We start from the raw sequence: 22,875 nt of genomic DNA, 5'->3' as shown, positions 1-22,875 counted from the left end.
GGGGGGATGGTCGGCTACCCGCTTATCCGCGGGCGCCGGGATTGAAATGGTCGGTGGAAGGCGTTGCCTGGCTCAGCTGCGCTTGAGCCAGAGCTGATCGATGCCCCTGAAGCCGGGACTGGGGCTGAAGATGGCGGGCCGAACGGCGTCGAGGTGCAAGCCGGGCATAACCTCGCTCATGACCTTGAGCAGCTCCTGCGCTTCCATGCGCGCGAGCGGTGCGCCGAGACAGGTATGCCGTCCCCCGCCGAAGGAAAAATGCTTGATCGGCCTCCGCTCGATGTCGAACCTGTCGGGATCGGGATTGAGCGCCGGATCGTGGTTCAGCGCCGGCAGCATGATCGAGATCTGCGTACCCTTGGGGATGGCGACGCCATTGAGCTCCATATCCTCACCCGCGATCCGGTCGGTCGAGAAGATCGGCGGGTCGAACCGTATGCCCTCGTCCACCGCGCCCGCAATCAGCGTGGGATTGGCGCTCAGCCGCGCCCAGCTGTCGCCGCTCCCGAGGATATTGTTGAGCATGGTGCCTAGCACATCGGTGGTCGTCTGATTGCCAGCGATCAGCAGCACCTGTGCATTCTGAATGATCTCCATGTCGGTCAGCGTTTGGCCATCATGCTCGGCCGCCAGCATGGCGGTCAGGAGATCGTCCCCGACGAGGCCCGCTGCGCGCCGCGCCTCCATCTCACTCGCAAAGAGCTGGTAGAGGCTGACGGCAGCGGCGGCCCCGGCCTGCTTGACGTCGGGCGGTGCCAACGGGTTGAGGCTGCTCGCCACCATCTGATCGGACCAGATCTTGAAATCGTCATGATGGCTGGAATCGATGCCAAGGATTTCGGCGATCGTGATGGTCGGCAGTGGCCGTGCGATCACATCGATGAAATCGAACGCGTCGCCCTCGATCGACTCGATGAGCTCGCGACAGATCGCGCCGACCCGCGGACGGAAGCGCTCGATCCGCTCGATGTTGAACGCTTTGCTGATCAGCGAGCGGACGCGCTTGTGCTGCGGATCGTCCATGAACATGATCGGCGGATCCTGGGTCAGGTCTTCCCCCCGCATGCGGCGCGTGGAGGTCGGCAGGGTATTGCGCGGGTCGGTCGGCAGTGTGCGATCGGACAACACCTTGCGACCGATGTCCGCCGACAGCACGACATAATCGCGCAGCATCCCGTCCCGGTAGACGGGGCAGCGCTCGCGCGCCGCCCCCAACACCGCATGGGGGGCGTTGCGGAAGGTTTCGGAAAGGCAGGTCAGATCGACGCCGCGCGGCAGGTCCTTGGGCTCGGAAGCCATGGGCATTATCCCTTCTAAGTCAGGTGAGTGGTTGGAGATTGAGCATCTGCTTGGCGAGGGTGAGCAGACCGACGTCGCTTGCCGGATCCCCATGGATCGCGCCCTCGATCTGGCGATGGCGGGTCTCGATCTCCTCGCGATATTCGGGATGGGTGATGACGTAGAAGCGGCCTTCGGCCAGCGCCTCGAACGCTTGCTCAGCTACGGTAGCAGCCGAAATCCCGTTGCCGACGAAGGAGCGGGTGAATTCACGTTCATGGGGCTCCGCGCCGGTGATGCCCTTGACGAGGCCCTCGGGCGCATTGCGATCGGCGTCGGTGATGTTGGTGGCGACGCTGCCGGGGCAGAGCACCGCGACGCCGATCCCCAGCGGGCGAAGCTCATGCGCCAGCGTCTCAGAGATGGCGACGACGGCATGCTTGGAGGCCGAATAGACGGCCGAAGTGCCGGGCGAGACGATGAGGCCGGTGATCGAGGCGGTGTTGAGCACATAGCCCTTGGCGCCGCTCGCGATCATTGCGGGTACGAACAGGCTGATCCCATAGCCGGTCCCCAGTACATTCACCGAAATCGTCCAGCGCCAATCCTCCGGCGTGGCCACGCTTGCGGGCGCCTTCCAGGCGATGCCGGCATTGTTGACGAGCAAAAAGGGCGCGCCATGATCGGCCAGCACCGCGTCCGCCACCGCCTTATATTGGTCGAGATCGGACACATCGAGCCGGTAGGTCTCGACCGCGCCGCCATGCGCGCGAAGCGCCTCGGCCGCCTTGGCGAGCGCGCCTTCCTCTATGTCCGCGAGCAGCAGCGTCATACCCTCCGCCGCACAACGCTCGGCCAGCGCATAGCCTATGCCGCTGGCACCGCCGGTGATGAAGGCCGTTTTGCCTCGAAGTTCCATAAATGCCTTGCTCCCTCTCTTAAGGCGCGAAGCCGACTCGCTCACGTCTCTTATTACTAGTCGATATAGACTATTCTATTCGTATCGCTCAACCTTGACCGGGATCAAACCCAAGAGAAATTGGTCTTAACATGTCCGTGGGACGGCGCGCGCACGACCCTTCCATCAGCACATCGGGTCAATAATGACCAGTTTCAGGGGGCGTGTAGTAAAGGGCTCGGCTTCCCAGGTCCTTCTTGATCCGGCCAATCTCATTGCGCGCGATTATGCGCAGATGGACCTCGTCGGGACCGTCCACGAACCTCAACGCCCGCGCCCAGCTCAGGAAGCCGGCGAGTGGCGTATCGTTGGTGAGTCCCATCGCACCGAACACCTGGACCGCGCGATCGAGCACCCGCGTCTGGAGCCCGGCCGCGACCACCTTGATTGCGGAGACATCGATCTTGGCGGCTTTGTTGCCTTGGGTGTCGAGCTTGGAGGCCGCGCGGAGCACGAGGAGGCGCGCCTGGTCGATCTCGATCCGCGAGAGTGCGATCCAGTCCTGGATGTTCGCATAGTCGGACAAGTGCCGGCCAAAGACCCGCCGTTCGAGCGCGCGCTCGCACATGAGGTCGAGGGCCAGTTCGCACTGGCCGATGGTGCGCATGCAGTGGTGGATGCGGCCCGGCCCGAGCCGCGCCTGGGCGAGGGCGAAGCCCGCCCCCTCCTGGCCGAGCAGGTTCGCCACCGGGACCCGGACATCCTTGTAGAGGACCTCGCAATGGCCCTCGACGGCGAGGTGGTTGAGAACCGGCACATTGCGCACGACAGTGAGGCCCGGGGTGTCCATCGGCACGAGCACCATCGAATGGCGCTCATGGGGCGGGGCGGCCTCGTCGTCATTGGTGATCCCCATGACGATCGAAACCTTGCACAGCGGGTGGATCGCGCCGGTCGTGAACCATTTGCGGCCGTTGATGACATAATGATCGCCATCGCGTCGGATCCGGGTCTGGAGATTGGTTGCATCGGCCGAGGCGACATCGGGTTCGGTCATGGCGAAACAGGACCGGATCGCGCCCGCCAGCAGTGGGTCGAGCCAAAGTTCGCGCTGCTCCGGCGTCGCGAAGAGGTGCAGCAATTCCATATTGCCGGTGTCAGGCGCCGAACAGTTGAACACTTCGGCCGACCAGGGCATGCGGCCGATCTGCTCGGCGAGCGGCGCGAACTCCAGATTGGTGAGCCGCGTACCCGGCTCGTCCTCGCGAAGGGTGGGCAGGAACAGATTCCATAGACCTTCCGAGCGCGCGAGATCCTTTAGCGGCGCCATGATCTGCGAAGGGAAGCGTCCCTTCTCGGTCTCATGCGTCCATGCGCGATTGTGCGGCAGCACATAGGTCTCGAGGAACGCGCCCATTCGCGCCCTCAATTCCGCGACGCGCGGCGAATAGTCGAAATCCATGACGGCAATCCTTGTCGATCAAAGGGAGGAGGAGGCATGTTCTACCGCGAGCCTGGCGAAGCGCCCGGCAAGACGGCCGACATCGGACGCGTTGTCGGCGCTGGCCGTCCCGACCCGGGCGCGCGCGGCAATGCCTTCGAAGATCACCGCCAGCCGGAAGAGCGAGAAGGCGAAGTGGAAGGGCTCGACCAAAAAGTCATGCGTCGCCGCGCCGCGATAGCGGGCGAGATAGTCCTGTTCGGACGGAATGCCGGACGCGGCCAGATCGAGATCGGCAATGCCCATATAGTCGGCCTGACCCAGGTGCCAGCCGAGCGCGCTATAGGCGACATCGGCGGCAGGGTGGCCTAGCGTCGAGAGTTCCCAGTCGAGCACTCCGACCACTTTCGGTTCGGTGGGATGGAACATGAGGTTGCCGATGCGGAAATCGCCATGAGCGATGGTCGTCACATCGCTTGCCGGGATATGGCGCGGCAGCCAGTCGATCAGAGTGTCAATATCGGCGGACGGCTCGCCGCCGGATGCCGACCATTGCTTGGTCCAGCGGCCGACCTGACGCTCGAAGAAATTGCCGGGCCGCCCGAAATCGGCAAGACCGGCGGCTTCCCAATCGACGCCGTGCAGCGCCGCGAGCGTATCGGCCATCGCGAAATACATGTCGCGCCGATCATCGGGTGCGACATCCGGAAGTGACGGATCATTGAACACCCGGCCCTCGATACGCTTCATCAAATAGAAGGGCGTGCCGAGCACCGAGGCGTCGTCGCAAAAGCTGAGCACCTCAGGTACGGGTACCCCGCTGCCGGCAAGAGCCTTCATGATGCGGTATTCGCGATCGACGGCATGGGCCGACGGCAGCGCATTGGGCGGCTGCTTGCGCAGCACCATGCGTTGTTCGCCCTGGGTTACGAAGAATGTCGGGTTCGACTGGCCGCCGGGAATCGACTCGATATCGAGGTCACCGCGCAAGCCCGGCAGAGCCTTGTGCAGATAGGCCTGCAGGCGGTCTTTCACAGCTTTTCTCTCATGGGGAACTCTCTCAGAAATATGGTCTATGTTGACCGGTATTTGGCGAAAATTCGGCCTTCATCCCGAGGACTTGGCGGTTTTGCTGGCATGTAGCGGCACGGCGTTGCGAGACAGGGATGCACAAACCACTTTCCCTTAACTCCCTATACGTGTAGTTAAGAGTAAGAGAGGGGTAAAGGGCGATGATGGATGACGGGGCAAAACCCGCCATCGCGAGCCTCTCCCGAGAAGTTAGAGCGCACCACAGTCAGGAGAGGAAAGTGATCAACAGTCTGACAGGAACCGTTTCGCGCGCCGCGCTGTGTTTGTGCGCGGCGGGTATCGCCTCTGCCGCGCAGGCGCAGAGCGTGCCAACGGCCAGTGCGACATCGACCACGGACAGCGCGACGCCAACGGCTCCGGACTCGGCCGGCGAGATCATCGTGACCGCGCAGAAGCGGAGCGAGCGCCTGCGCGACGTCGGCATGTCGATCCAGGCAATCACGCCGCAGATATTATCGGATGCGGGCGTCACCAACCCCAAGGATCTCGTCAAGCTCGTGCCGGGCTTCTCCGCCAGCACCACGCCATTCGGCACCAACACTTTCACGCTGCGCGGCATCGGTTTCCAGGAGACCTCGCTCGGCGCCGGTCCGACGGTAACGGTCTATAGTGACGAAGTACCCATCCCCTTCGGCCCCGAGGCGGCCGGCGTCGCGCTCGACCTCGAGCGCGTCGAGGTGCTCAAGGGTCCGCAGGGTACGCTGTATGGACAGAATTCGACCGGCGGGCTCGTCAACTTCATCGCCGCACGACCGACCGACCGGCTATCCTATGGCGGCCAGCTCAGCATCGACAATTTCGGCGGCTTCGATGGCGAGGGCCATGTCTCGGGTCCGATCACCGATACGCTGAAGACGCGCATCGCCTTCCGGTTCAACGAGGGTGGCGCCTGGCAGAAGAGCTATACGCGCAACGCCAGGCTCGGCGACAACGACATGCTCAACGGCCGCATCATTCTGCAATGGGATCCGGCGAGCATGTTCCACGCGACCTTCACGCTGAATGCCTGGCGCGACCATGGCGAGACGCCGGCACCGCAATTTTTCGGCGCGGCGCTGAGCAGCCCGGCGGCCGCCCCGTTCGTCGCGCTGTCCGGCAGCTATCAGGGCTATAATTTCCTGACCTATCCGACGGCGCCGCACGGCAACCGCTATGCCGATTGGGATTCCAATACCGACTTCCATCGGCGCAACAGCTTCGTCAATCCGACCCTCAGGCTCAGTTTCGACCTGACGTCGGACATCAGCCTGACCTCGATCACCTCCTACCAGCACTTCAAGCGCGACCAGCCGGTCGAGGGCGACGGCACGGCCCTGACCGACCTCACCACGATCCAGCGCGGCGACGTCAAGAGCTGGTATCAGGAACTGCGCCTGGCCGGCACCTTCGGTGGCAAGGGCAGCTGGCTGCTTGGCGGCAACTACGAACATGACCGCGTGTTCGACCAGTTCCAGATCGTCGATCCGATCGGCTCGCAAGGCTTCATCGGCGCGCCGTTCATCTGCAATCTGGGGGTCGGCGTCCCGTGCTCCGGCCTCTACCATCTCACCGGCAATTATGTGCAGACGAACCAGCGGATCGCGACCTCGGCGGTCTTCGCCAATGTCGAATATCCGCTGACCGACACGCTGACCGCGCAGGGCGCCATCCGCTACACCCGCGCGATCCGCAACTTCACCGGCGGCGCCTTTGATGGCGGCGACGGGCAGACGGCGGCTTTGTTCACCGACATCCAGAACACCCTGCGTTATTTCTATGGCCTGCCGCCCAGCGGCCAGGTGATAGGGCTCACAGATTGCTTCTCATTCGGGGCTGCGCCAACCTACACAATGGGTTGCCGCACCGATCGCCTGAGTGAAAGCAATGTCAGCTGGCGGGCCGGCCTCAACTACAAGGCCACACCCAACACGCTGCTTTATGCCAATGCCAGCCGCGGCTATAAGGCGGGCAGCTTCCCCACCGTTGTCCATTCGCTCCAGTCGGAGATGGATCCGGTCACTCAGGAGAAGCTCACCGCCTATGAGGCGGGCATCAAGACCAGCCTCGCCGACCGCACGCTCGACCTGAGCATCGCGGGCTTCTATTACGACTATCGCAACAAGCAGACGCTGACCCGCTTCGTCGATCCGCTGTTCGGCACGCTGCTCAAGCTCGCCAACATTCCGAAATCGCGCGTTGTCGGCTTCGAGGCGGCGGCGTCCTGGCGTCCGATCCCGGGCCTGTCCATCAGCCCGAGCATTTCCTACACCGACAGCAAGGTGCTGAGCGCTTTCTCAAGCTATGACTATCTCGGCAATCCGGTCAATCTGAAGGGCGAGCCTTTCCCGCTCGCACCCAGGGTGCAGGGCGCGCTTGACACCCAATATCGCTGGCAGCTCACGCCCTCGGTGAAGGCGTTCCTCGGCGGCAACCTGACAGTCCAGGGCGTCACCTATACCGGTCTCATGCCCAACAGTGTCGAGCGGGTTGCGCCTTATGCCCTGCTCGATCTGCGCGCGGGGATCGAGACCGGCGGGTGGCGGTTCAGCGTCTGGGCTCGCAACGTCACCGACAAATGGTACTGGAATTCATCGACGCGCATTAACGATGCGCTCGTACGCCAGGCCGGCATGCCTCGAACGGTCGGCGCAACACTGGCTTTCGATTATTGAACCGAACCGGGTCGGGCCGCTCGCAACTGCTGAACCTAAGAAGTCAGGATGCCTTTCAGTGGTCAGGGCGTACCGGGATATATATCGGCCAAGACGCGTAGAAGGGGGGCGCCGGAGACGTTCGGCGCACCCCGACTGGTCTGCGTTCACGATATTATCGGATATGCGAGAAACTGGTCAGGCTGTTTGGTGAAGCTAGCCTAGTCGCTTCGGTGCCGCCCGCGGCTCGCCGAACTTGCCGTAGCGGGCGGTTGTCCGGAGCGCGGTGGACAGCGCGCCCATTCGGCAGCAGCACCAGGCAGCGGAGCAGACATCTGGGCAGGAAGCAATATATCGGATTCAGCGTTCATATTCTGCGTTGTCGAAAGCCGCGAGTTCGCCTTTGAGGGCATCGATATTGCTGTCGGTTTCGGCCTCCCATCGGACCGGGTCACGACGCGCGGCCGAGCGGCGGGCGCGGCAGATCTCGATCGCGCCGCTGATTACGGGATCGCTGACCGGGGACGCCGGGATTCCCAGTTCGTCGGCGACACGGTCGCCATGAAATCGCCGCACGAGACTCCAGAGCGCACGGAGTCCGAGCTTCGCGGGGACGTTCAGTGCGGCGTTGAGTTCTTTCTTGATGCTGTCGAGCGTGGCGGCGGCAAGCTGCGGAGATTGAGCGATGGGTGGTCCCGTGACTGCCTGGAAGAGGTCATCAACGCGCTTCGCCTGGTCATGGGCCGAGATTCCCTCGATCAGGCGGGCATCGACGCCCATCAGGTGGCCGACATACCACCAGAGACGATAGAGCCGATCGAGCTCGCTGCTGGTCAGGCCGAAGCCCATCTCTTCCTCCGCGCTCCAGGCGGTAAGCGTGAAGTCCATCCATGTGCGTCCGAGATCGACCTGGTTGAGCGGTACACCGAACTTCGTCTCGTCGAATCCCTTCCGGCGCGCACCCATGCGAACGAGGGCATGGAGCAAGCGTACCCGTATCGTCGCGACATAGCCCGCCTGACCCGGCGCCAACGCGCCGGGCAGCATCGCCGTCCCGAGCCATTTCCCGGTCTCGCGGATGCGGCGCTCAGCGCCGTCGATGAGGCGGCCGGTGCCGGCAAGGACAACAGTGATCGAGGGCGATTGATAGACACGGATGAGAGCGCCGACGCTCAGTGAAACGATATGGACGGCGGGCGGCATGCTGTGAAAGGGGCGCGAGCCGCGCTCGAGCAGCGCATCATCGACGTAGTCGGGCCGTCGCTCGGTGTCCGTGAGGAGTGCGCGCACCGCGTCGTGTGGTTGCGGTACGGCGGCGAGGCCATGAACCAGGCCGAGATCGATCTGTTGACGGATGGCTGGGTCTGCCTGCATCGCGCCTGCCACGGCGTCGGCGAGCGGGTCGCCGGTCGTCAACGCCCGGTGCAGGAGGTCTGCCCGCTCACCTCCGAACTGCGCGACAATCGAAGAGCGTCGGCTTCGCGCCGCCGGCCATTCCCGATCCATCAAACCCTTCCCGTCGCCATGGGCCGCGCGAACCCCATGTTCCGAAAGAATGCGGCGATATGACGACGGGCCTGGGCGGCCTCGCGGAAATCATAAGCCTGGAAGACGTGCGGCATCTCCTTCCAGACCTCTATCGCGACGGGCAAGTTTCCGGAATGCCTGGAATCGGCGAGGCGGAGGCTGTCGTCGAGCAATCGCTCGGTGCTGCCGACCTGCACATAAAGGGCCGGAAGCCCGGACAGATCGGCGAACAGGGGCGAGCATTCCGGGCTGCGGGGATCGGTATTCCCAAGATAATAAGTCGGCGGTGGCATGGGCTGTCCCCCGAACATCGGATCGTGCGCCGCGTTGGCGACAATCGCATCGCCCGAATATCCAAGGTCGAGCATCGGGGACAGCAGCGCGACCGCGCGCGGCATCGCAAGGCCCTCGTCACGCACCTTGACCAACATACCGAGCGCGAGCGCGGCACCAGCCGAATCTGCGGCGATTGCGAGGCGATCGGGGTCGATGCCGCTGGCGAGCAGCGCTCCATAGGCGTGGCGGCATTCGTCGCGCGCCACCGGGAAAAGACTTTCGGGCGCAAGCGAATAAAGTGGCAGGATGACGCGGCGGATACCGGCCTGTTCGGCAATACGCGCGGCCAGCAACATATGGCTGTGGAGCGAGCGGAAGAAGAAGCCGCCGCCATGGATGAAGAGCAGAATCCCGTCGGTTGCGGGCGCAAGCGGCGCCCTGACGGTCAGTTCCATGACCGGTATGCCAGCGAGAACGGATTCGCGGGCGGTAAAGGGCAGTGACGATTTGCGGCGCAGCTTGGCCATGAGCGTGTCGAGCTTGTCGAGCTTCTGGCGCGCATCGATGAGTGCCTGGTGGTTATCGACGTCCAGCGGGGTTTTTGCACGCGTGGCGCGCAGCAAGGCGTTGGTGAAGCGGGCGCCGATACCCGGGCGGCTCTCAAGCCAGGCGATATCGGTCATCGCGATGCCTCCTCGTTCGACACCGGGCGTTTGACCGAGCCGACAGGGACCTCGCCGGCCTTCGCCCAATAGGCATCCCGAATCAGTCGCTTGTAGAGCTTGCCTGTCGGCTGGCGCGGCAGTTCCGCCATGAAGTCGATCTGACGTGGCATTTTGATGCCGGATATCTGCGGGCGCAGCCATTGCCGGATATCCTCGGCGAAGGCGTCGCCAGCATCGGCCCATTCGACCGGCTGGATCACCGCCACGACCTTTTCGCCGAAATCCGGATCGGGCGCGCCGACCACGGCCGCATCGGCAATCCGTGGGTGGGTGACGAGGATATTCTCGATTTCCTGCGGATAGATGTTCACCCCGCCCGAGATGATCATGAAGCTCTTGCGGTCGGTGAGGTACAGGAACCCCTCCTCATCGACCCAGCCGATGTCGCCGAGCGTGGTCCAGCCATGCTTGTTGGCGGCCTCCGCGGTCTTGGCGGGATCGTTGTGATAGGAGAAGGATGGCCCGCCCTCGAAATAGACCATGCCCTCGGCGCGCACGGGCAGATCGTTGCCCGCCTCGTCGCAGATGTGCAGTGTGCCGACCACAGCCTTGCCGACCGATCCGGGGTGGGAGAGCCAGTCCTCACAGTTGATCATCACCCAGCCATTACCCTCGGTGCCGGAATAATATTCGAACAGGATCGGCCCCCACCAGTCAATCATCGACCGCTTGACCGGCACCGGACAAGGCGCCGCGGCATGGATCGCCACTTGAAGCGAGGAGAGATCGTGGGCCGCGCGCACGGCCTGGGGAAGCTTCAGCATCCGCACGAAATGAGTCGGCACCCATTGGCTGGCGGTGACCCGATAGCGCTCGATGGTCGCCAACGCGCCTTGCGCGTCGAACGCCTTCATCATGACGACCGTCCCGCCCAGGCGATGCACGGTCATCGACCAGTGGAGCGGCGCGGCATGATAGAGCGGTGCCGGCGACAGGTAGACGGTATCGGCATCGAAGCCGAAGCGCTGCGAAGCAAGCAGGGTGAGCACCGGAGGTGTCGCGATGTCCGGATCCTCGGGCAGAGGCCACCGCACCCCTTTGGGCTTGCCGGTCGTACCCGAGGAATAGAGCATGAAGGCGCCGCTCGCCTCGTCCGCGATCGGCGTCCCGGGCATAACGGCGCTTTCCGTTTCCCATGAACGAAAGCCCATCGCCGACGCATCGAGCATGAAGCGCGGAAGGTGCGGGAGAAGCGCGGGCAGTTCACAGGCCGCTGCCGCCAGCGCCGGGGAGGTGATCAACAATCTGGCGCCCGAATCGGCAAGAATATGTTCCGCCTCGCCGGCTGTGGCCTTGGAGGAGATGCAGACCAGATAGAGCCCCGCGCGCTGCGCGCCCCAGGCAAGCTCGAAGAAGCGTGGATGGTTTTCAAGGAACAGCGCGACGACGTCGCCACGCGCGAGGCCCGCTGTCCTGAAGAGGTGCGCGGCCTGGTTGGAGCGGCGGTCAAGCTCACCATAGCTGATCGCCTCACCGCTCTCGGCGAGGATGGCCGCAGGCTTGTCGGGGGTGGTGCGGGCATGGATGGCAGGATGCATGGCCAGATCTTTCGAGGGTGATGGAAGCGATCAGGCGATGCTGCGTTCGCGCCCGACCCAATAAGGCGCGCGCAGCTCGCGCTTGAGGATCTTGCCGGCAGAGTTGCGCGGCAGCTGGCCCACGAAATCGACCGAGCGCGGCACCTTGTAGCCGGCAATCGCGTTGCGCGCATAGGCGATCAGCGCCTCGGCCGTGACCGATGCGCCGTCCTTTGGCACGACCACCGCCTTGACCGTCTCACCCCAGCGATCGTCCGGCACGCCGATCACGGCGACCTCTGCCACCGCCGGATGGCTGGCGAGCACATTCTCGACCTCGATCGGGTAGATATTCTCGCCACCCGAAATGATCATGTCCTTGATGCGGTCGCACAGGAACAGATAGCCGTCGGCGTCGAGATAGCCCGCATCGCCGGTGCGAACCCAGCCCTCCGGCGTGATCGTCTCGACGGTCGCCTGCGGCAGGTTCCAATAGCCCAGCATGGTACCGGGGGTCTTGATCCAGACCTCGCCGACCGTGCCGGATTCAACCTCCGACCCGGCGCCGTCGGCGATGCGGATCGCATTGCCCGCCATGATCCGGCCGGTCGAGGCGAGCCGGTTCCCGACGACGCGCAGATGATCTTCCGGCGCCAGCGCGACGACGCTGCCCGTCGTCTCGGTCATTCCGTAATATTGGACGAAGTCGCAGCCGAGCAGCGCCAGGCTGCGCCGCAGCAGCGCGGGCGGCATGGGGCTTGCCCCGTAGACGATCTGGCGCAGCGAACTCCAGTTGCCCGCGCCGGCCTCCCATTTGTCGATCAGCATCTGAAGTGCAGCGGGGACCATCATCACATGGGTGGCGCCAAGCGCTTCGATGGCATGTTCGACGCCGGGGATCGAGAATTCGGGCAGGATGACCGAACGGCCCCCGCCATAGAGGCAACCCAGGCCCCAGCCTGTGCCGGAGATGTGGAAGACGGGCATGGCGACCAGCCCGACCATGTCGGGTGTCCAGATGCGCCAGGGTTCCCTGACGGGATCTGCCGCCTCCAGCACGCCCAGCACCGAACCGTGGGTGAGCATCACCCCCTTGGGCCTACCGGTCGTTCCGGACGTGTAGAGCTGGAGAAAGACATCTGCGCGCGAGACGATGATACCGGTATCGCCCAAGGGGTGCTGGCCATCACGCCAGGCCGTGAAGTGGCGACCGGCATCCAAACCATGCTCGATTTCAATCACCCGCCGAAGCCCCGCGTGCCGGACCTCCATCTTCAGGGCGAGATCGTGATATTCGGCGGTCGCGAAGAGCAGTTCGGCTTCGGCATCGCCGAGGACCGCTTCCAGCTCTGCTTGCGACAGCCGCCAGTTGAGCGGCACGACCACCACGCCGACCATCGCCGCGCCCAGCAGCAGTTCGAAGAACAGGTCGCTGTTCTTGCCGAGATAGGCGACGCGCGACCCATGCCGACATCCGGCGGCAATGAGACCCGCAGCGACCCTGCCGCAATGGGCCTGAAAGTGCGCGAAGCTCGTGTCCCGCCCGCCAAAACTCAGCGCAACGGCCTCGCCGCGCGCCTGGCCGTGATGCCGGACCATGTCCCCCAACGTCTCGAACCGCGCCTTCATCTCGTCCTCGCCAACCTGTCTCTCATCCGCTCTCTGATTATTCGCCCGAAAAGGTGGGGACACGCCGCTCGACGAATGCGTGTACGCCTTCGGCGAAATCGCGCGTGAAGCCGGCGGTGCGCTGGTTGACCCGTTCCAGCGCGAGAGTCGCGCTCAGCGGTTCCTCCAACCCCGAGCGGACCGCGCGGCGCAGCATGTCATAGGAGCGGGTCGGACCGCATGCGAGCCGGGCGGCAAGATCGCGCGCCGCCGAAAGCAGCGCGTCATCATCGACCACTTCATAGATCATGCCCCAGTCGCGCGCCGTTTCCGCGGACAGCTTCTCGCCCAGCATCATCAGCGCCATGGCGCGCGCGCGACCGACATGGCGGGGCAGCAGCCACGTGGAACCGAGATCGGGGACCAGGCCCACCTTGACGAAAGCCTGGACGAAATAGGCCGATCTGGCCGCCAGCACGATGTCACCGGCCAGCGCGATGCCGAACCCGGCGCCCACGGCGGGGCCGTTGACCGCGACGATGAAGGGCTTGGGCATGGCGAAGAGCGTCTCGAGCATCGGATTGAAATAGAGTTCGAGGCTTTCGCCGACGTCGCCCGCTTCGCCGCCCGCATCCCCGCCCAGATCGGCGCCACTGCAAAAGCCGCGGCCCGCGCCGGTGAGCAGCAACACCCGGACAGTGGGATCTGTGGCGACGTGCGTTACCGCTTCGTACATCTCCGCCGCCATTTCGAGTGTGAGGGCGTTGAGCGCTGCCGGTCGGTCGAGCGTTAACGTCGCCACGCCCTTTTCTATCTCAACACGAATAGTCCGATATGCCTTGCCCATCGCCTTACAAGCTCCTCGCCGATTCGTCCCTATATATACGGTGAGGACGGGTCCCGCCGATCACGTGATAGAGGGTGAAGGGAAGCCGGCCGCACGTTCGAAACCTCTTTTCGTCGCAAAGTCGCACGCGCGCAAGCTCATACTCACTACACGTATAATTATCACTTCCATCGCGCACGCAAATCATGCATCAGCAAAGCGAACCCCCGGCAGGGATTGGCTCACCGAAGCCGCGTCGGGCAGCAAAACCGCATGAGGGAGGGCGAGATCGTGCCGCCGGGCAAATTGGATATCGAAGATGGGATCGCGCTGATCAGGATCGACTCGCCGCCGGTGAATGCTCTGGGCCTCGCCGTGCGTGCGGCGGTCATCGACGGGATCGACCAGGCCAACGCCACGCCGGGCGTCGAGGCGATCATCCTGATTTGCGAGGGGCGCACCTTCTTCGCCGGCGCCGATATCACCGAATTCGGCAAGCCCACGATCCAGCCCGATCTCAATGTCGTCATCGAACGGATCGAAAATTCACGCGCCCCGGTGATTGCGGCGATCCATGGCACGGCGTTGGGCGGCGGACTGGAGACGGCGCTCGCCTGCGACTGGCGCATCGCCGTTCCCTCCGCGAGGCTCGGTCTGCCCGAAGTCGCCCTGGGCCTGTTGCCTGGCGCGGGCGGCACGCAGCGCCTGCCGCGCCTGATCGGCGTGGAGGCCGCGCTCGACATGATCGTCGGCGGCAAGCCCGTCGGGGCCGCCAAAGCCGCAGCACTCGGCATCGTCGATCGTCTGGCGCAAGAGGGGGATCTGGAGGGAGGTGCGCGCGGCTTTGCGCGCCAAATCATCACCTCGAATGCGCCCCGGCGACGGATTCGCGACCTCGACGACAAGATCGTCGCCGATCGAGATCGCCCCGAGCTGTTCGATACCTTTCGCGCGCGACATGCCGGCTTGCTCAAGGGTTTCAAGGCGCCCGCCAGCATCATCAAGGCGATCGAGGCGTCGGTGGCGCTGCCCTTCGAAGCAGGCCTCAAGCGCGAGGAGGACCTGTTCCTCGAACTGCTCCACAGCCGCGAGTCCGAAGCGCAGCGCTATGCCTTCTTCGCCGAGCGCGAGACGGCCAAGGTACCCGATCTTCCCCGCGATACGCCGGCAGTCGATATCGCCTCGGTCGGCGTCATCGGCGCCGGCACGATGGGCGGCGGCATCGCGATGAACTTCCTCAACGCCGGCATACCCGTCACCATCGTCGAGACTGCCCGGGAAGCCCTCGATCGCGGCGTCGGCGTCATTCGCCGCAACTATGAGGCGACCGCCGCCAAGGGCCGGATGACGGCGGATGAGGTCGAACGGCGCATGGCGCTACTGACCCCCTCGCTCGATCTTGCCGACCTCAGCTCGAAAGACCTGATCATCGAGGCAGTGTACGAGAGCATGGCACTCAAGAAGGAGGTCTTTGCCACGCTCGACCGCCTGGCCAAGCCCGGTGCCATCCTCGCGTCCAACACCTCTTTCCTCGATCTCGATGAAATCGCAGGGTCGACCAACCGCCCGCAGCATGTCGTGGGGCTGCATTTCTTCTCGCCTGCCAATGTGATGCGGCTCCTTGAAGTCGTGCGCGGCGTTCGGACCTCGCCAATCGTCATTGCGACAGCCATGAAGCTCGCCAAGCGCATCGGCAAGCTGCCGGTGCTCTCCGGCGTCTGCGACGGGTTCATCGCCAACCGCGCGATGGGCGTGCGCATGGCCCAGGCCGACGCGCTGGCACTCGAAGGCGCGAGTCCGCAGCAGATCGACAAGGTTCTGACCGACTATGGCTTCCCGATGGGCGCTTTCCAGATGCTCGACCTCATCGGTCTAGACGTGATCGGTCGGGATTCGAGCGAACGGACACTGATGGGCGATCTCGTCGCCAGGGACCGGCTGGGCCAGAAGAAGAATGGCGGCTTCTACGATTATGACGAGAAGCGCCGCCCCACCCCCTCACCGGTCGCGGACGAGGTGATCACCGCGCTCGCCGCCGAAAGGGGCATCGCGCGGCGCGACTTCACGGATCAGGAGTTGATCGAGAGGCTGCTCTATGTCGTCGTCAACGAAGGCGCGAAAATCCTCGACGAAGGTATCGCGTTGCGGGCATCCGACATCGATATGGCACTGATTGCCGGCTATGGCTGGCCGGTCTATACCGGCGGCCCGATGTTCTGGGCCGACACGGTGGGGCTGGCGAATATCGTCGGCGCGCTCGATGCGCTGGCCGCCCAATATGGGCCGGCCTTCGCGCCTTCGCCGCTTCTGCGGCGCCTCGTCACGGCGGGTGAGACGCTCCATGAGGCGGTCGCCCCTGCTTCCTCTCCTTCCGTCCAGAAAGAAATCGCCCATGTCTGACGCGTATATCGTCGATGCCGCCCGCCTCGCCGGCGGGCGCCGCAATGGTGCGCTCGCCGGCGTCCACCCGACCGATCTTGCCGCCCATATCCTCAACACCCTCATCGACCGGACCGGCATCGATCCGGCTGCGATCGAGGACGTCATCATGGGCTGCGTCGGCCAGGGCGGCGAGCAGAGTACACAAGTTGGCCGCAATGCGGTCCTCGCCTCCAGGCTTCCCGACAGCGTTCCGGCCGTCACGATCGACCGGCAATGCGGTTCCTCGCAGCAGGCGGTGCAGTTCGCCGCGCAAGCGGTGATGTCCGGCACGCAGGATATCGTGATCGCCGCCGGCGTCGAGAGCATGAGCCGCGTGCCGATGGGCTCGACGGTCGCGCTCTATGCGCAGGCTGGCATCGGCACCGGCCCCTGGAGCGATACTGCCAAGGACCGCTACGGCGTGAAGGGTTTCGACCAGTTCACCGGCGCGCAGATGATCGCCGCCAAATATGGTTTTAGCCGCGAAATCGCTGACACCTTCGCGCTCGAAAGCCATCGCAAGGGTGCAGCTGCGGTTGCCGCCGGTGCGTTCGATCGTGAAATCGTGCCGATAGAGGTGACGGGCGCCGACGGCGCGCCCATGACCCACAAAGTCGATCAGGGCCTGCGTCTCGATGCCTCGATGGAAGGGCTGGCCGGTCTGAAGCCCGTCATGGATGGCAGCATCATCACCGCGGGCAATGCCAGCCAGATGTGCGACGGCGCGTCGGGCGTGCTCATCGTCAACGAGCGCGCACTGAAGACGCACGGACTGACCCCGATCGCGCGGATCGACAACCTGACGGTGACCGCAGGCGATCCCGTCATCATGCTCGAGGAGCCGATCAACGCCACCCGCAGGGCGCTCGCACGCGCTGGCCGTTCGCTCGCCGATATCGACCTTTATGAGGTGAACGAGGCGTTCGCGCCGATCCCGCTCGCCTGGTTGAGGGAACTCGAAGCCGATCCGGCGAAGCTCAACGTCCACGGCGGCGCGATCGCGCTCGGCCATCCGCTCGGCGCATCGGGCGCCAAGCTGATGTCCACGCTCGTCCATGCACTCCACCGCCACGGCAAGCGCTTCGGTCTCCAGACCATGTGCGAGGGCGGCGGTATCGCCAACGTCACCATCGTCGAACGCCTCTGATCGTTTTCATCGACCAAATTCCGAGGACCAAGGGAATGAAACTGGATAATTCGATTGCCGCCGTGATCACCGGCGGCGCCTCCGGCCTTGGCGCCGCCACCGCCCGCGCACTCGCCGAGAAGGGCGTCAAGGTCGCGATCTTCGACCTCAATGCAGAGGCGGGCGAGGCTCTCGCCGCCGAGATCGGCGGTACCTTCTGCGCCGTCAATGTGACCGAAGATGCCTCGGTCGATGCAGGCTTCGCCAAGGCGCGCGCGGCCCATGGCCAGGAGCGGATCCTCGTCAATTGCGCGGGGATCGGCAACGCGATCAAGACGGTGAGCCGCGACAAGACGAGCGGAAGCCTGAAGCACTTCCCTCTCGCCGATTTCGAGAAGATCATCCAGATAAACCTGATCGGCACCTTCCGCTGCACCGCCAAGTCGGCGGTCGGCATGGCGAGCCTCGAGCCGCTGGACGAGGACGGCGAGAAGGGCGCGATCGTCAATACCGCCTCGGTCGCAGCTGAGGACGGCCAGATGGGCCAGGCCGCTTATGCCGCTTCCAAGGGCGGTGTGGTCAGCCTCACCCTGCCGCTTGCCCGTGACCTGATGGCCGAGGGGATCCGGGTCAACACGATCCTGCCCGGCATCTTCTCGACACCGCTGCTACTTGCCGCGCCCGACAATGTGAAGGCCGCGCTGGCGGCGTCGGTCCCCTTCCCCAAGCGTCTCGGTAATCCGCCCGAATATGCGGCGCTCGCGCTTCTCATGATCGAGAACGGCTATTTCAACGGCGAGGGTGTGCGGCTCGACGGCGCCATCCGCATGGCACCGCGCTGAGGAGACGGGCGATGCGCCAGTTCACCGAGGAACAGATCATGTTCCGCGACGCCTATCGCCGCTTTCTCGAAGCCGAGGTCGCCCCGCATATGGAGCAATGGCGCGAGGACGGTATTGTGCCGCGCGAAATCTTCCGCAGGGCGGGAAGCCAGGGCTTCCTGATGATCTGGCCCGCCGAGAAATATGGCGGGATGGGCGATGACGATTTCCGCTACGAGCAGATCATCATCGAAGAGACCGTCCGCGCCGGCTGCGCCTGCTGGTACAATACGCTGCACAGCCGTCTGGTCGGTCCCTATCTTCAGCGGTTCGGCACGGAGGAGCAGCGTCTTCGTTTCCTGCCGTCGTGCGTCAGCGGCGAGACGATCCTCGCCATCGCCATGACCGAGGCGGGTGCGGGATCGGACCTCGCCGGCATGCGTACCACGGTCGTGGACCAGGGCGATCACTATCTGCTCAACGGCTCGAAGACGTTCATCTCCAACGGCATCAACGCCGATCTGGTCGTGGTCGCGGCCAAGCCCGTCGGTGCCGAGAAGAAGCATGATATGGTGCTCCTCCTCGTCGAGCGCGGCATGGAAGGCTTCGAGCGCGGTCGTAACCTCAAGAAGATGGGTCTCTCGGCGCAGGACACCGCCGAACTCTTCTTCGACAATGTGAAGGTACCCAAGGCCAATGTGCTGGGAGAACCCGGCAAGGGCTTCTACCATCTGATGGAGGGTCTCGCCGAGGAACGTCTGATCGCGGCCGTCGGCGCCGCCGCCAATGCGCGGCGGGGTTTCGACGTGACGCGCGACTATGTCATGCAGCGCATCCTGTTCGGCAAACCGCTCTCCGAGCAGCAAAACACCCAGTTTCGCATGGCCGAGATGGATGCCGAGATCGACATGGTCCAGACCTATGTCGATCATTGCGTCGCCGAGCATAATGCCGGGCGGCTCACATCCAACATGGGCGCCAAGGCCAAGATGCTGACCACCGAGGTCGAGTGGAAGATGATGGACCTGGGCGTCCAACTGCACGGCGGCCATGGCTATATGGATGAATATCCCATCAGCCACATGTTCACCGATGCGCGCATCAACCGCATCCTTGCCGGCAGTTCGGAGGTGATGCGCCTGATCATCGGGCGCGATGTCTTCAGCCAGAAATATCAGAGCATGCTCGCCTAACCGGCATATCCGGGAAACGGAGAAACGGTCGGGCATGCGGAGCGTGGTCGATGTCGAAACCGGTCTCATCGTCCATCACGACGTCTTCAACGACGCTAATGACAGCCAGCCGACGATGAGCTGTGGCGCGCTGGTTGGACGCAAGGGCCGGTTGAGCGACCGCGCTAAGGAAGTTGGAAATTGGCTTCGGGCTGCTCGCCAGCCGAGACTTTGGCAAAAAGCCGACATTCCGCTAACGACGCCATGGCGGACTTTAGAATGGATCGCACTCCAACGCGGGCAGCTTCAATGCGGCACGCTGTTGCGCGACAAGTTCGTTGACCCTTGACCGAAATTCGAGCGGGTTGCTGACCAACGCCAAAAATGGAGCCGCATGGGGAACAACCCTTGGGTCAGTGATGCCACGCAGAAAGTCTTCGGCTTTTTTCGGCTTCCCCAGAATGCCGCAAGCTAGCCCCGCTCTGTAGCCGAACCAACTTGGGCGCATATTCTCGCTATCCAGCGCCTGTTGGATCACAAAACCTGCGATTGCGTCGAACGAGAAGAATTGGCTTTCAAGTTGTTTGGCGCGGGATGCCGCTTCGTCAGCAATCTGCGCAACCGCTGCGCGGAACTGATCCTCGTCCTCAAAAGACGCGTGTGATCCGCGAACGAAGTAGTCTAGGCTCATGAAGCCGTGTCCGGCCCACAGCCAATGGGCAGCGTTATCAAGATCGACACTCACCGACCACTGGCTTGGCCTGAACCCTACGGTGTTCAGCCAAAGCCCATGATCTAATATCCAAAGGCGCGTTTGGCCCTGCCTCTTGAAGCCCATCGGCCCAAGGGTTGCTTTGGCGGCGGCGGCAATAATCTTGGCGTGCTCTCCGGCCATCCTGACGATGCTACTCAGGCGATTGTCCGCTTCCCACCCTCAAATCGGACATTTGAGCGAGCCGCCAGAAGCCGCCATTCCAACCGCCAGCTTGACGCTTCAGGCGACAGCGGGAAGCCTCTGCAAGGCTTAGGACCATCCAAGCCCGATTCGTGCGGCGCGTCCTACCCTGGTCCTTACCCCCGCAAGGCGAACGGCGCACATGGCACGATAAGTCATTGAAAAATTTGGCGCACCCGACAGGATTCGAACCTGTGGCCTCTGCCTTCGGAGGGCAGCGCTCTATCCAGCTGAGCTACGGGTGCGTGGGCAACGCGCCTAGCAAAGCGCGATGCGGTGCGCCAGCCGTTTTGCGCGTTACGCTCTCGCGGATTTCCCCGGGGTCTTTGGCGCGAGGGTTTTGGGCTTGTACGCGCACAGATCGGCGACGGGACAGCGCCAGCATTCGGGCGTGCGTGCCTTGCACACATAACGGCCGTGCAGGATCAGCCAGTGATGGGCGTGCAGGCGAAAGGGTTGCGGCACCGCCTTGTCCAGCTTCTTTTCCACCGCCAGCGGCGTCTTGCCGCGCGCCAGGCCGGTGCGGTTGCCGACGCGGAAAATATGGGTGTCGACCGCAAAGGTTTCCGCGCCGAACGCGACGTTCAGCACGACATTGGCGGTCTTTCGCCCGACTCCGGGAAGCGCCTCGAGCGCGTCGCGATCGGCGGGGACCCGGCTGTCGTGGTACGCGACCAGCGCCTGGCTGAGCGCGATGACATTCTTTGCCTTGCTGTTGAACAGGCCGATCGTCTTGATGTGCTGCTTCAGCCCGTCCTCGCCCAGGGCGATCATCCCTTCCGGCGTATCGACCTGCGCGAACAGCCGCTTCGTCGCCTTGTTGACGCCGGCATCGGTCGCTTGTGCGGAAAGGACGACGGCGACGAGCAGGGTGAAGTCGTTGACGGATTCAAGTTCCGTCTCCGGATGCGGATTGGCTTCGGCGAGACGCTCGAAGAATTCGAAGATATCGGCCTTCTTCACCCGCCGGTCGCTATCACGCAAACGCGGCGCGGGCGACCCTCTTGAATCTCGCCCGTTCGATGCGCGACCTGAACCGATGAAGTGGCGGAGCGGGAGTCCGCTCTAGGGGTGTCTATCGGCGTTTACTGGCGCCCATATTTATTGAGCAAAAATAGATGGTTAATGACCATAAATGTCTCTCGCGCCAACCGACGATTTCCACGAACATGCTTTGCCCTTGTTCGTGCCGCTCGACCAATCGGCGGGCGTATCGCTGCCCGAAGTCGCCGACCTGTCGGGACCGCCGCCGTCGCAACAGCGGGCGTTCTTCCGGCTGGACCATTTGATGTTCCGGCTTGAGGACGCGAAGCTTGAACTGCCGTGGCGTAGGAATGCGCCTGGCGACAAGCTGCTGCTGTGCGCGGTCGTGGGGCTGGACGACCCGGTAACGCCGCTGTGGGACGCTGTGGAGGCCGCAGGGGTCCGCGATCGACTTGGACGCCTTCCCGGTGCTGGCCGTGCTTTCGGTAAGATTGTCGCAGCATTTTTCGCCGACGATCATGGTTCCCCAATTCGGGTGCGTCACCATGTGGGTATAGCGCAGTTCCTTCCCACAATATTCGCACTCGCCATCAAGCCCGCCAAGGTCATCTTCGCCGACGAACTCCCAATCCTTCGACGGCATGATTTCGCCATGTTCCTTGGCATGGCAACCGCGACATAGGACAGTGCATTCGTCGTAGGGGTATTCCCACGGCAAGCGGCCTTTCACGTAGCTTTCGTGATGGACTTGCAGAACGACTTCATCGCCGCTGCGAAGGCAATGGGCGCACACGCCGCCGTGCAGCTTGATCTGCTCCCGGCGATAAGCCGCCCATTCTCGCTGGCGATAAAGCTTCATCGTAGATGCCATCGCAGTTTGTCGAACAGCGAATGTAACCCGAACGCCATTGAGCGCAAACGTAGCTAAAGACGGGAATCTGTGAACAAGTTGGCCGGTATGTTGGCCGAAATCAGCAGGAGGTCGAAAATGTCAATGAAATCAATGAAGTTCGACGGACGGCATATCCGCCTTCGTCGCTTTGAAGGAACACACGTTGGAAGTTCGGTCGCATCGTGCGATCAAGCGGCAAGCATACGGGGGAACGCATGTTCGGCTTCGGAAAAGATAAGCATAGGGATTTGAAGGCTGATTTCGCTGGTCGAATCGCGAACGGCGGAAAGCTTATCGACCAAGCTGTGACGGCACAGTTGCAATTTGCGGTCGATAACTTCGACGCCGACTTGGCCGAAGTCTGGGAAGACGCCTATACGCGATACTATGTGTTCGGTGCTTATGACGCCCTAACTTGCGACTTTCCGTTGGAAGTTCGGCAGAAGGTTGGTCCAAGCATCATCGAAATGGGCTTCGTGCAGTTCGCAACGACGGCGTTCGGATTGTCGGAAGCGAAAGTTCGCATCGACCTGAAGAACACGTTCGCATTGCAAGCGAAACATCCAACGTTTCCCGCGATCATCGAAGGCGGGCATGACGGGATGGAGGCGCGGCAAGGGCGTCCGGCACTTCGCCTACTCGCGCACCTGTTCGAAGCCTACAAGAACCCTGATTTCTAAGCTGGA

General features: G+C 63.4%; 18 protein-coding genes and 1 tRNA gene. 6 read left to right on the top strand and 13 right to left on the bottom strand.

Annotated elements, in window-relative coordinates; translation table 11 throughout:
• Positions 1-72: 72 nt before the first annotated feature.
• The 4 genes from KF783_RS02945 to KF783_RS02930 all read right to left on the bottom strand — a co-directional run bounded on the left by KF783_RS02945 (position 73) and on the right by KF783_RS02930 (position 4,652).
• Complete coding sequence (locus tag KF783_RS02945; protein ID WP_294076437.1) at positions 73-1,392, bottom strand: cytochrome P450; 1,320 nt, start codon at positions 1,390-1,392, stop codon at positions 73-75.
• Entirely contained in the window at positions 1,319-2,197 is an 879-nt protein-coding gene (locus tag KF783_RS02940) for an SDR family NAD(P)-dependent oxidoreductase (RefSeq protein WP_294076436.1), read from the bottom strand. Before KF783_RS02940 ends, KF783_RS02945 begins: the two co-directional genes overlap by 74 nt.
• Before the next feature lie 178 nt (positions 2,198-2,375).
• Positions 2,376-3,638: an acyl-CoA dehydrogenase family protein gene (locus KF783_RS02935; protein ID WP_294076434.1), complete on the bottom strand. Its 1,263-nt coding sequence runs from the start codon at positions 3,636-3,638 to the stop codon at positions 2,376-2,378.
• A gap of 18 nt (positions 3,639-3,656) precedes the next feature.
• On the bottom strand, positions 3,657-4,652 hold the full coding sequence (locus tag KF783_RS02930) for a phosphotransferase family protein (protein WP_294076433.1): 996 nt from the start codon (positions 4,650-4,652) through the stop codon (positions 3,657-3,659).
• Between the two features lie 275 nt (positions 4,653-4,927).
• On the opposite strand from KF783_RS02930, the gene KF783_RS02925 reads away from it, so the two are divergent.
• Positions 4,928-7,360 (top strand): TonB-dependent receptor, encoded by a 2,433-nt coding sequence (locus KF783_RS02925; protein WP_294076432.1) that lies wholly within the window; start codon positions 4,928-4,930, stop codon positions 7,358-7,360.
• A 339-nt stretch (positions 7,361-7,699) separates the two neighbouring features.
• Here KF783_RS02925 and KF783_RS02920 read toward each other — a convergent pair whose 3' ends face one another.
• From KF783_RS02920 to KF783_RS02900, 5 genes are read right to left on the bottom strand one after another with little or no spacing between them, the layout of a single operon-like run.
• Entirely contained in the window at positions 7,700-8,845 is a 1,146-nt protein-coding gene (locus KF783_RS02920) for an oxygenase MpaB family protein (protein ID WP_294076430.1), read from the bottom strand.
• Positions 8,845-9,825, bottom strand: coding sequence for an alpha/beta hydrolase fold domain-containing protein (locus KF783_RS02915; protein ID WP_294076428.1), 981 nt, complete (start codon positions 9,823-9,825; stop codon positions 8,845-8,847). Before KF783_RS02915 ends, KF783_RS02920 begins: the two co-directional genes overlap by 1 nt.
• Positions 9,822-11,405 carry an acyl-CoA synthetase gene (locus tag KF783_RS02910; protein ID WP_294076426.1) on the bottom strand — a complete coding sequence of 528 codons (1,584 nt, stop codon included), beginning with the start codon at positions 11,403-11,405 and terminating at the stop codon, positions 9,822-9,824. The genes KF783_RS02915 and KF783_RS02910 overlap by 4 nt, the downstream gene beginning before the upstream one ends.
• A gap of 30 nt (positions 11,406-11,435) precedes the next feature.
• Positions 11,436-13,013 carry a long-chain-fatty-acid--CoA ligase gene (locus KF783_RS02905; protein WP_294076425.1) on the bottom strand — a complete coding sequence of 526 codons (1,578 nt, stop codon included), beginning with the start codon at positions 13,011-13,013 and terminating at the stop codon, positions 11,436-11,438.
• A gap of 37 nt (positions 13,014-13,050) precedes the next feature.
• Entirely contained in the window at positions 13,051-13,839 is a 789-nt protein-coding gene (locus KF783_RS02900) for an enoyl-CoA hydratase-related protein (protein ID WP_294076424.1), read from the bottom strand.
• 252 nt (positions 13,840-14,091) lie between these two features.
• On the opposite strand from KF783_RS02900, the gene KF783_RS02895 reads away from it, so the two are divergent.
• Genes KF783_RS02895 through KF783_RS02880 form a run of 4 tightly spaced genes read left to right on the top strand, consistent with a single transcriptional unit; the run spans position 14,092 to position 19,379 of the window.
• On the top strand, positions 14,092-16,218 hold the full coding sequence (locus KF783_RS02895; RefSeq protein ID WP_294076422.1) for a 3-hydroxyacyl-CoA dehydrogenase NAD-binding domain-containing protein: 2,127 nt from the start codon (positions 14,092-14,094) through the stop codon (positions 16,216-16,218).
• The gene (locus KF783_RS02890) at positions 16,211-17,386 is read left to right on the top strand and encodes an acetyl-CoA C-acetyltransferase (RefSeq protein WP_294076420.1); all 1,176 of its coding nucleotides are present in this window, start codon (positions 16,211-16,213) and stop codon (positions 17,384-17,386) included. The genes KF783_RS02895 and KF783_RS02890 overlap by 8 nt, the downstream gene beginning before the upstream one ends.
• Positions 17,387-17,421: 35 nt before the next feature.
• Positions 17,422-18,207, top strand: coding sequence for an SDR family NAD(P)-dependent oxidoreductase (locus KF783_RS02885; RefSeq protein ID WP_294076418.1), 786 nt, complete (start codon positions 17,422-17,424; stop codon positions 18,205-18,207).
• A gap of 11 nt (positions 18,208-18,218) precedes the next feature.
• On the top strand, positions 18,219-19,379 hold the full coding sequence (locus KF783_RS02880) for an acyl-CoA dehydrogenase family protein (protein WP_294076416.1): 1,161 nt from the start codon (positions 18,219-18,221) through the stop codon (positions 19,377-19,379).
• A 253-nt stretch (positions 19,380-19,632) separates the two neighbouring features.
• On the opposite strand, the gene KF783_RS02875 is transcribed toward KF783_RS02880, so the two are convergent.
• The 4 genes from KF783_RS02875 to KF783_RS02860 form a co-directional block, all read right to left on the bottom strand.
• The gene (locus KF783_RS02875; RefSeq protein WP_294076415.1) at positions 19,633-20,253 is read right to left on the bottom strand and encodes a hypothetical protein; all 621 of its coding nucleotides are present in this window, start codon (positions 20,251-20,253) and stop codon (positions 19,633-19,635) included.
• Between the two features lie 228 nt (positions 20,254-20,481).
• A tRNA-Arg gene (locus KF783_RS02870) sits at positions 20,482-20,558 on the bottom strand.
• 52 nt (positions 20,559-20,610) lie between these two features.
• Complete coding sequence (gene nth, locus KF783_RS02865; RefSeq protein WP_294076413.1) at positions 20,611-21,276, bottom strand: endonuclease III; 666 nt, start codon at positions 21,274-21,276, stop codon at positions 20,611-20,613.
• A 112-nt stretch (positions 21,277-21,388) separates the two neighbouring features.
• A complete protein-coding gene (locus KF783_RS02860) occupies positions 21,389-22,156 on the bottom strand; it encodes a hypothetical protein (protein WP_294076411.1) in 768 nt (255 codons plus the stop codon).
• Positions 22,157-22,404: 248 nt separating this feature from the next.
• On the opposite strand from KF783_RS02860, the gene KF783_RS02855 reads away from it, so the two are divergent.
• On the top strand, positions 22,405-22,869 hold the full coding sequence (locus KF783_RS02855; RefSeq protein WP_294076409.1) for a hypothetical protein: 465 nt from the start codon (positions 22,405-22,407) through the stop codon (positions 22,867-22,869).
• Positions 22,870-22,875 lie beyond the last annotated feature (6 nt).

Origin of the sequence: Sphingomonas sp. (assembly GCF_019635455.1) — a bacterium.
Classification (GTDB): domain Bacteria; phylum Pseudomonadota; class Alphaproteobacteria; order Sphingomonadales; family Sphingomonadaceae; genus Sphingomonas.
The sequence above is the reverse complement of the archived record's forward strand: the minus strand, read 5'-3'. Positions and strand labels throughout refer to the sequence as shown.

Excerpts from the sequence above, each read along its gene's own strand:
- KF783_RS02945 (WP_294076437.1), bottom strand. The coding sequence starts at position 1,392 with ATGGGGATCCGGCAAGCGACGTCGGTCTGCTCACCCTCGCCAAGCAGA.
- KF783_RS02940 (WP_294076436.1), bottom strand. The coding sequence starts at position 2,197 with ATGGAACTTCGAGGCAAAACGGCCTTCATCACCGGCGGTGCCAGCGGC.
- KF783_RS02935 (WP_294076434.1), bottom strand. The coding sequence starts at position 3,638 with ATGGATTTCGACTATTCGCCGCGCGTCGCGGAATTGAGGGCGCGAATG.
- KF783_RS02920 (WP_294076430.1), bottom strand. The coding sequence starts at position 8,845 with ATGGATCGGGAATGGCCGGCGGCGCGAAGCCGACGCTCTTCGATTGTC.
- KF783_RS02915 (WP_294076428.1), bottom strand. The coding sequence starts at position 9,825 with ATGACCGATATCGCCTGGCTTGAGAGCCGCCCGGGTATCGGCGCCCGC.
- KF783_RS02910 (WP_294076426.1), bottom strand. The coding sequence starts at position 11,405 with ATGCATCCTGCCATCCATGCCCGCACCACCCCCGACAAGCCTGCGGCC.
- KF783_RS02905 (WP_294076425.1), bottom strand. The coding sequence starts at position 13,013 with ATGAAGGCGCGGTTCGAGACGTTGGGGGACATGGTCCGGCATCACGGC.
- KF783_RS02900 (WP_294076424.1), bottom strand. The coding sequence starts at position 13,839 with ATGGGCAAGGCATATCGGACTATTCGTGTTGAGATAGAAAAGGGCGTG.
- KF783_RS02895 (WP_294076422.1), top strand. The coding sequence starts at position 14,092 with ATGAGGGAGGGCGAGATCGTGCCGCCGGGCAAATTGGATATCGAAGAT.
- KF783_RS02890 (WP_294076420.1), top strand. The coding sequence starts at position 16,211 with ATGTCTGACGCGTATATCGTCGATGCCGCCCGCCTCGCCGGCGGGCGC.
- KF783_RS02885 (WP_294076418.1), top strand. The coding sequence starts at position 17,422 with ATGAAACTGGATAATTCGATTGCCGCCGTGATCACCGGCGGCGCCTCC.
- KF783_RS02880 (WP_294076416.1), top strand. The coding sequence starts at position 18,219 with ATGCGCCAGTTCACCGAGGAACAGATCATGTTCCGCGACGCCTATCGC.
- KF783_RS02875 (WP_294076415.1), bottom strand. The coding sequence starts at position 20,253 with ATGGCCGGAGAGCACGCCAAGATTATTGCCGCCGCCGCCAAAGCAACC.
- KF783_RS02860 (WP_294076411.1), bottom strand. The coding sequence starts at position 22,156 with ATGAAGCTTTATCGCCAGCGAGAATGGGCGGCTTATCGCCGGGAGCAG.
- KF783_RS02855 (WP_294076409.1), top strand. The coding sequence starts at position 22,405 with ATGTTCGGCTTCGGAAAAGATAAGCATAGGGATTTGAAGGCTGATTTC.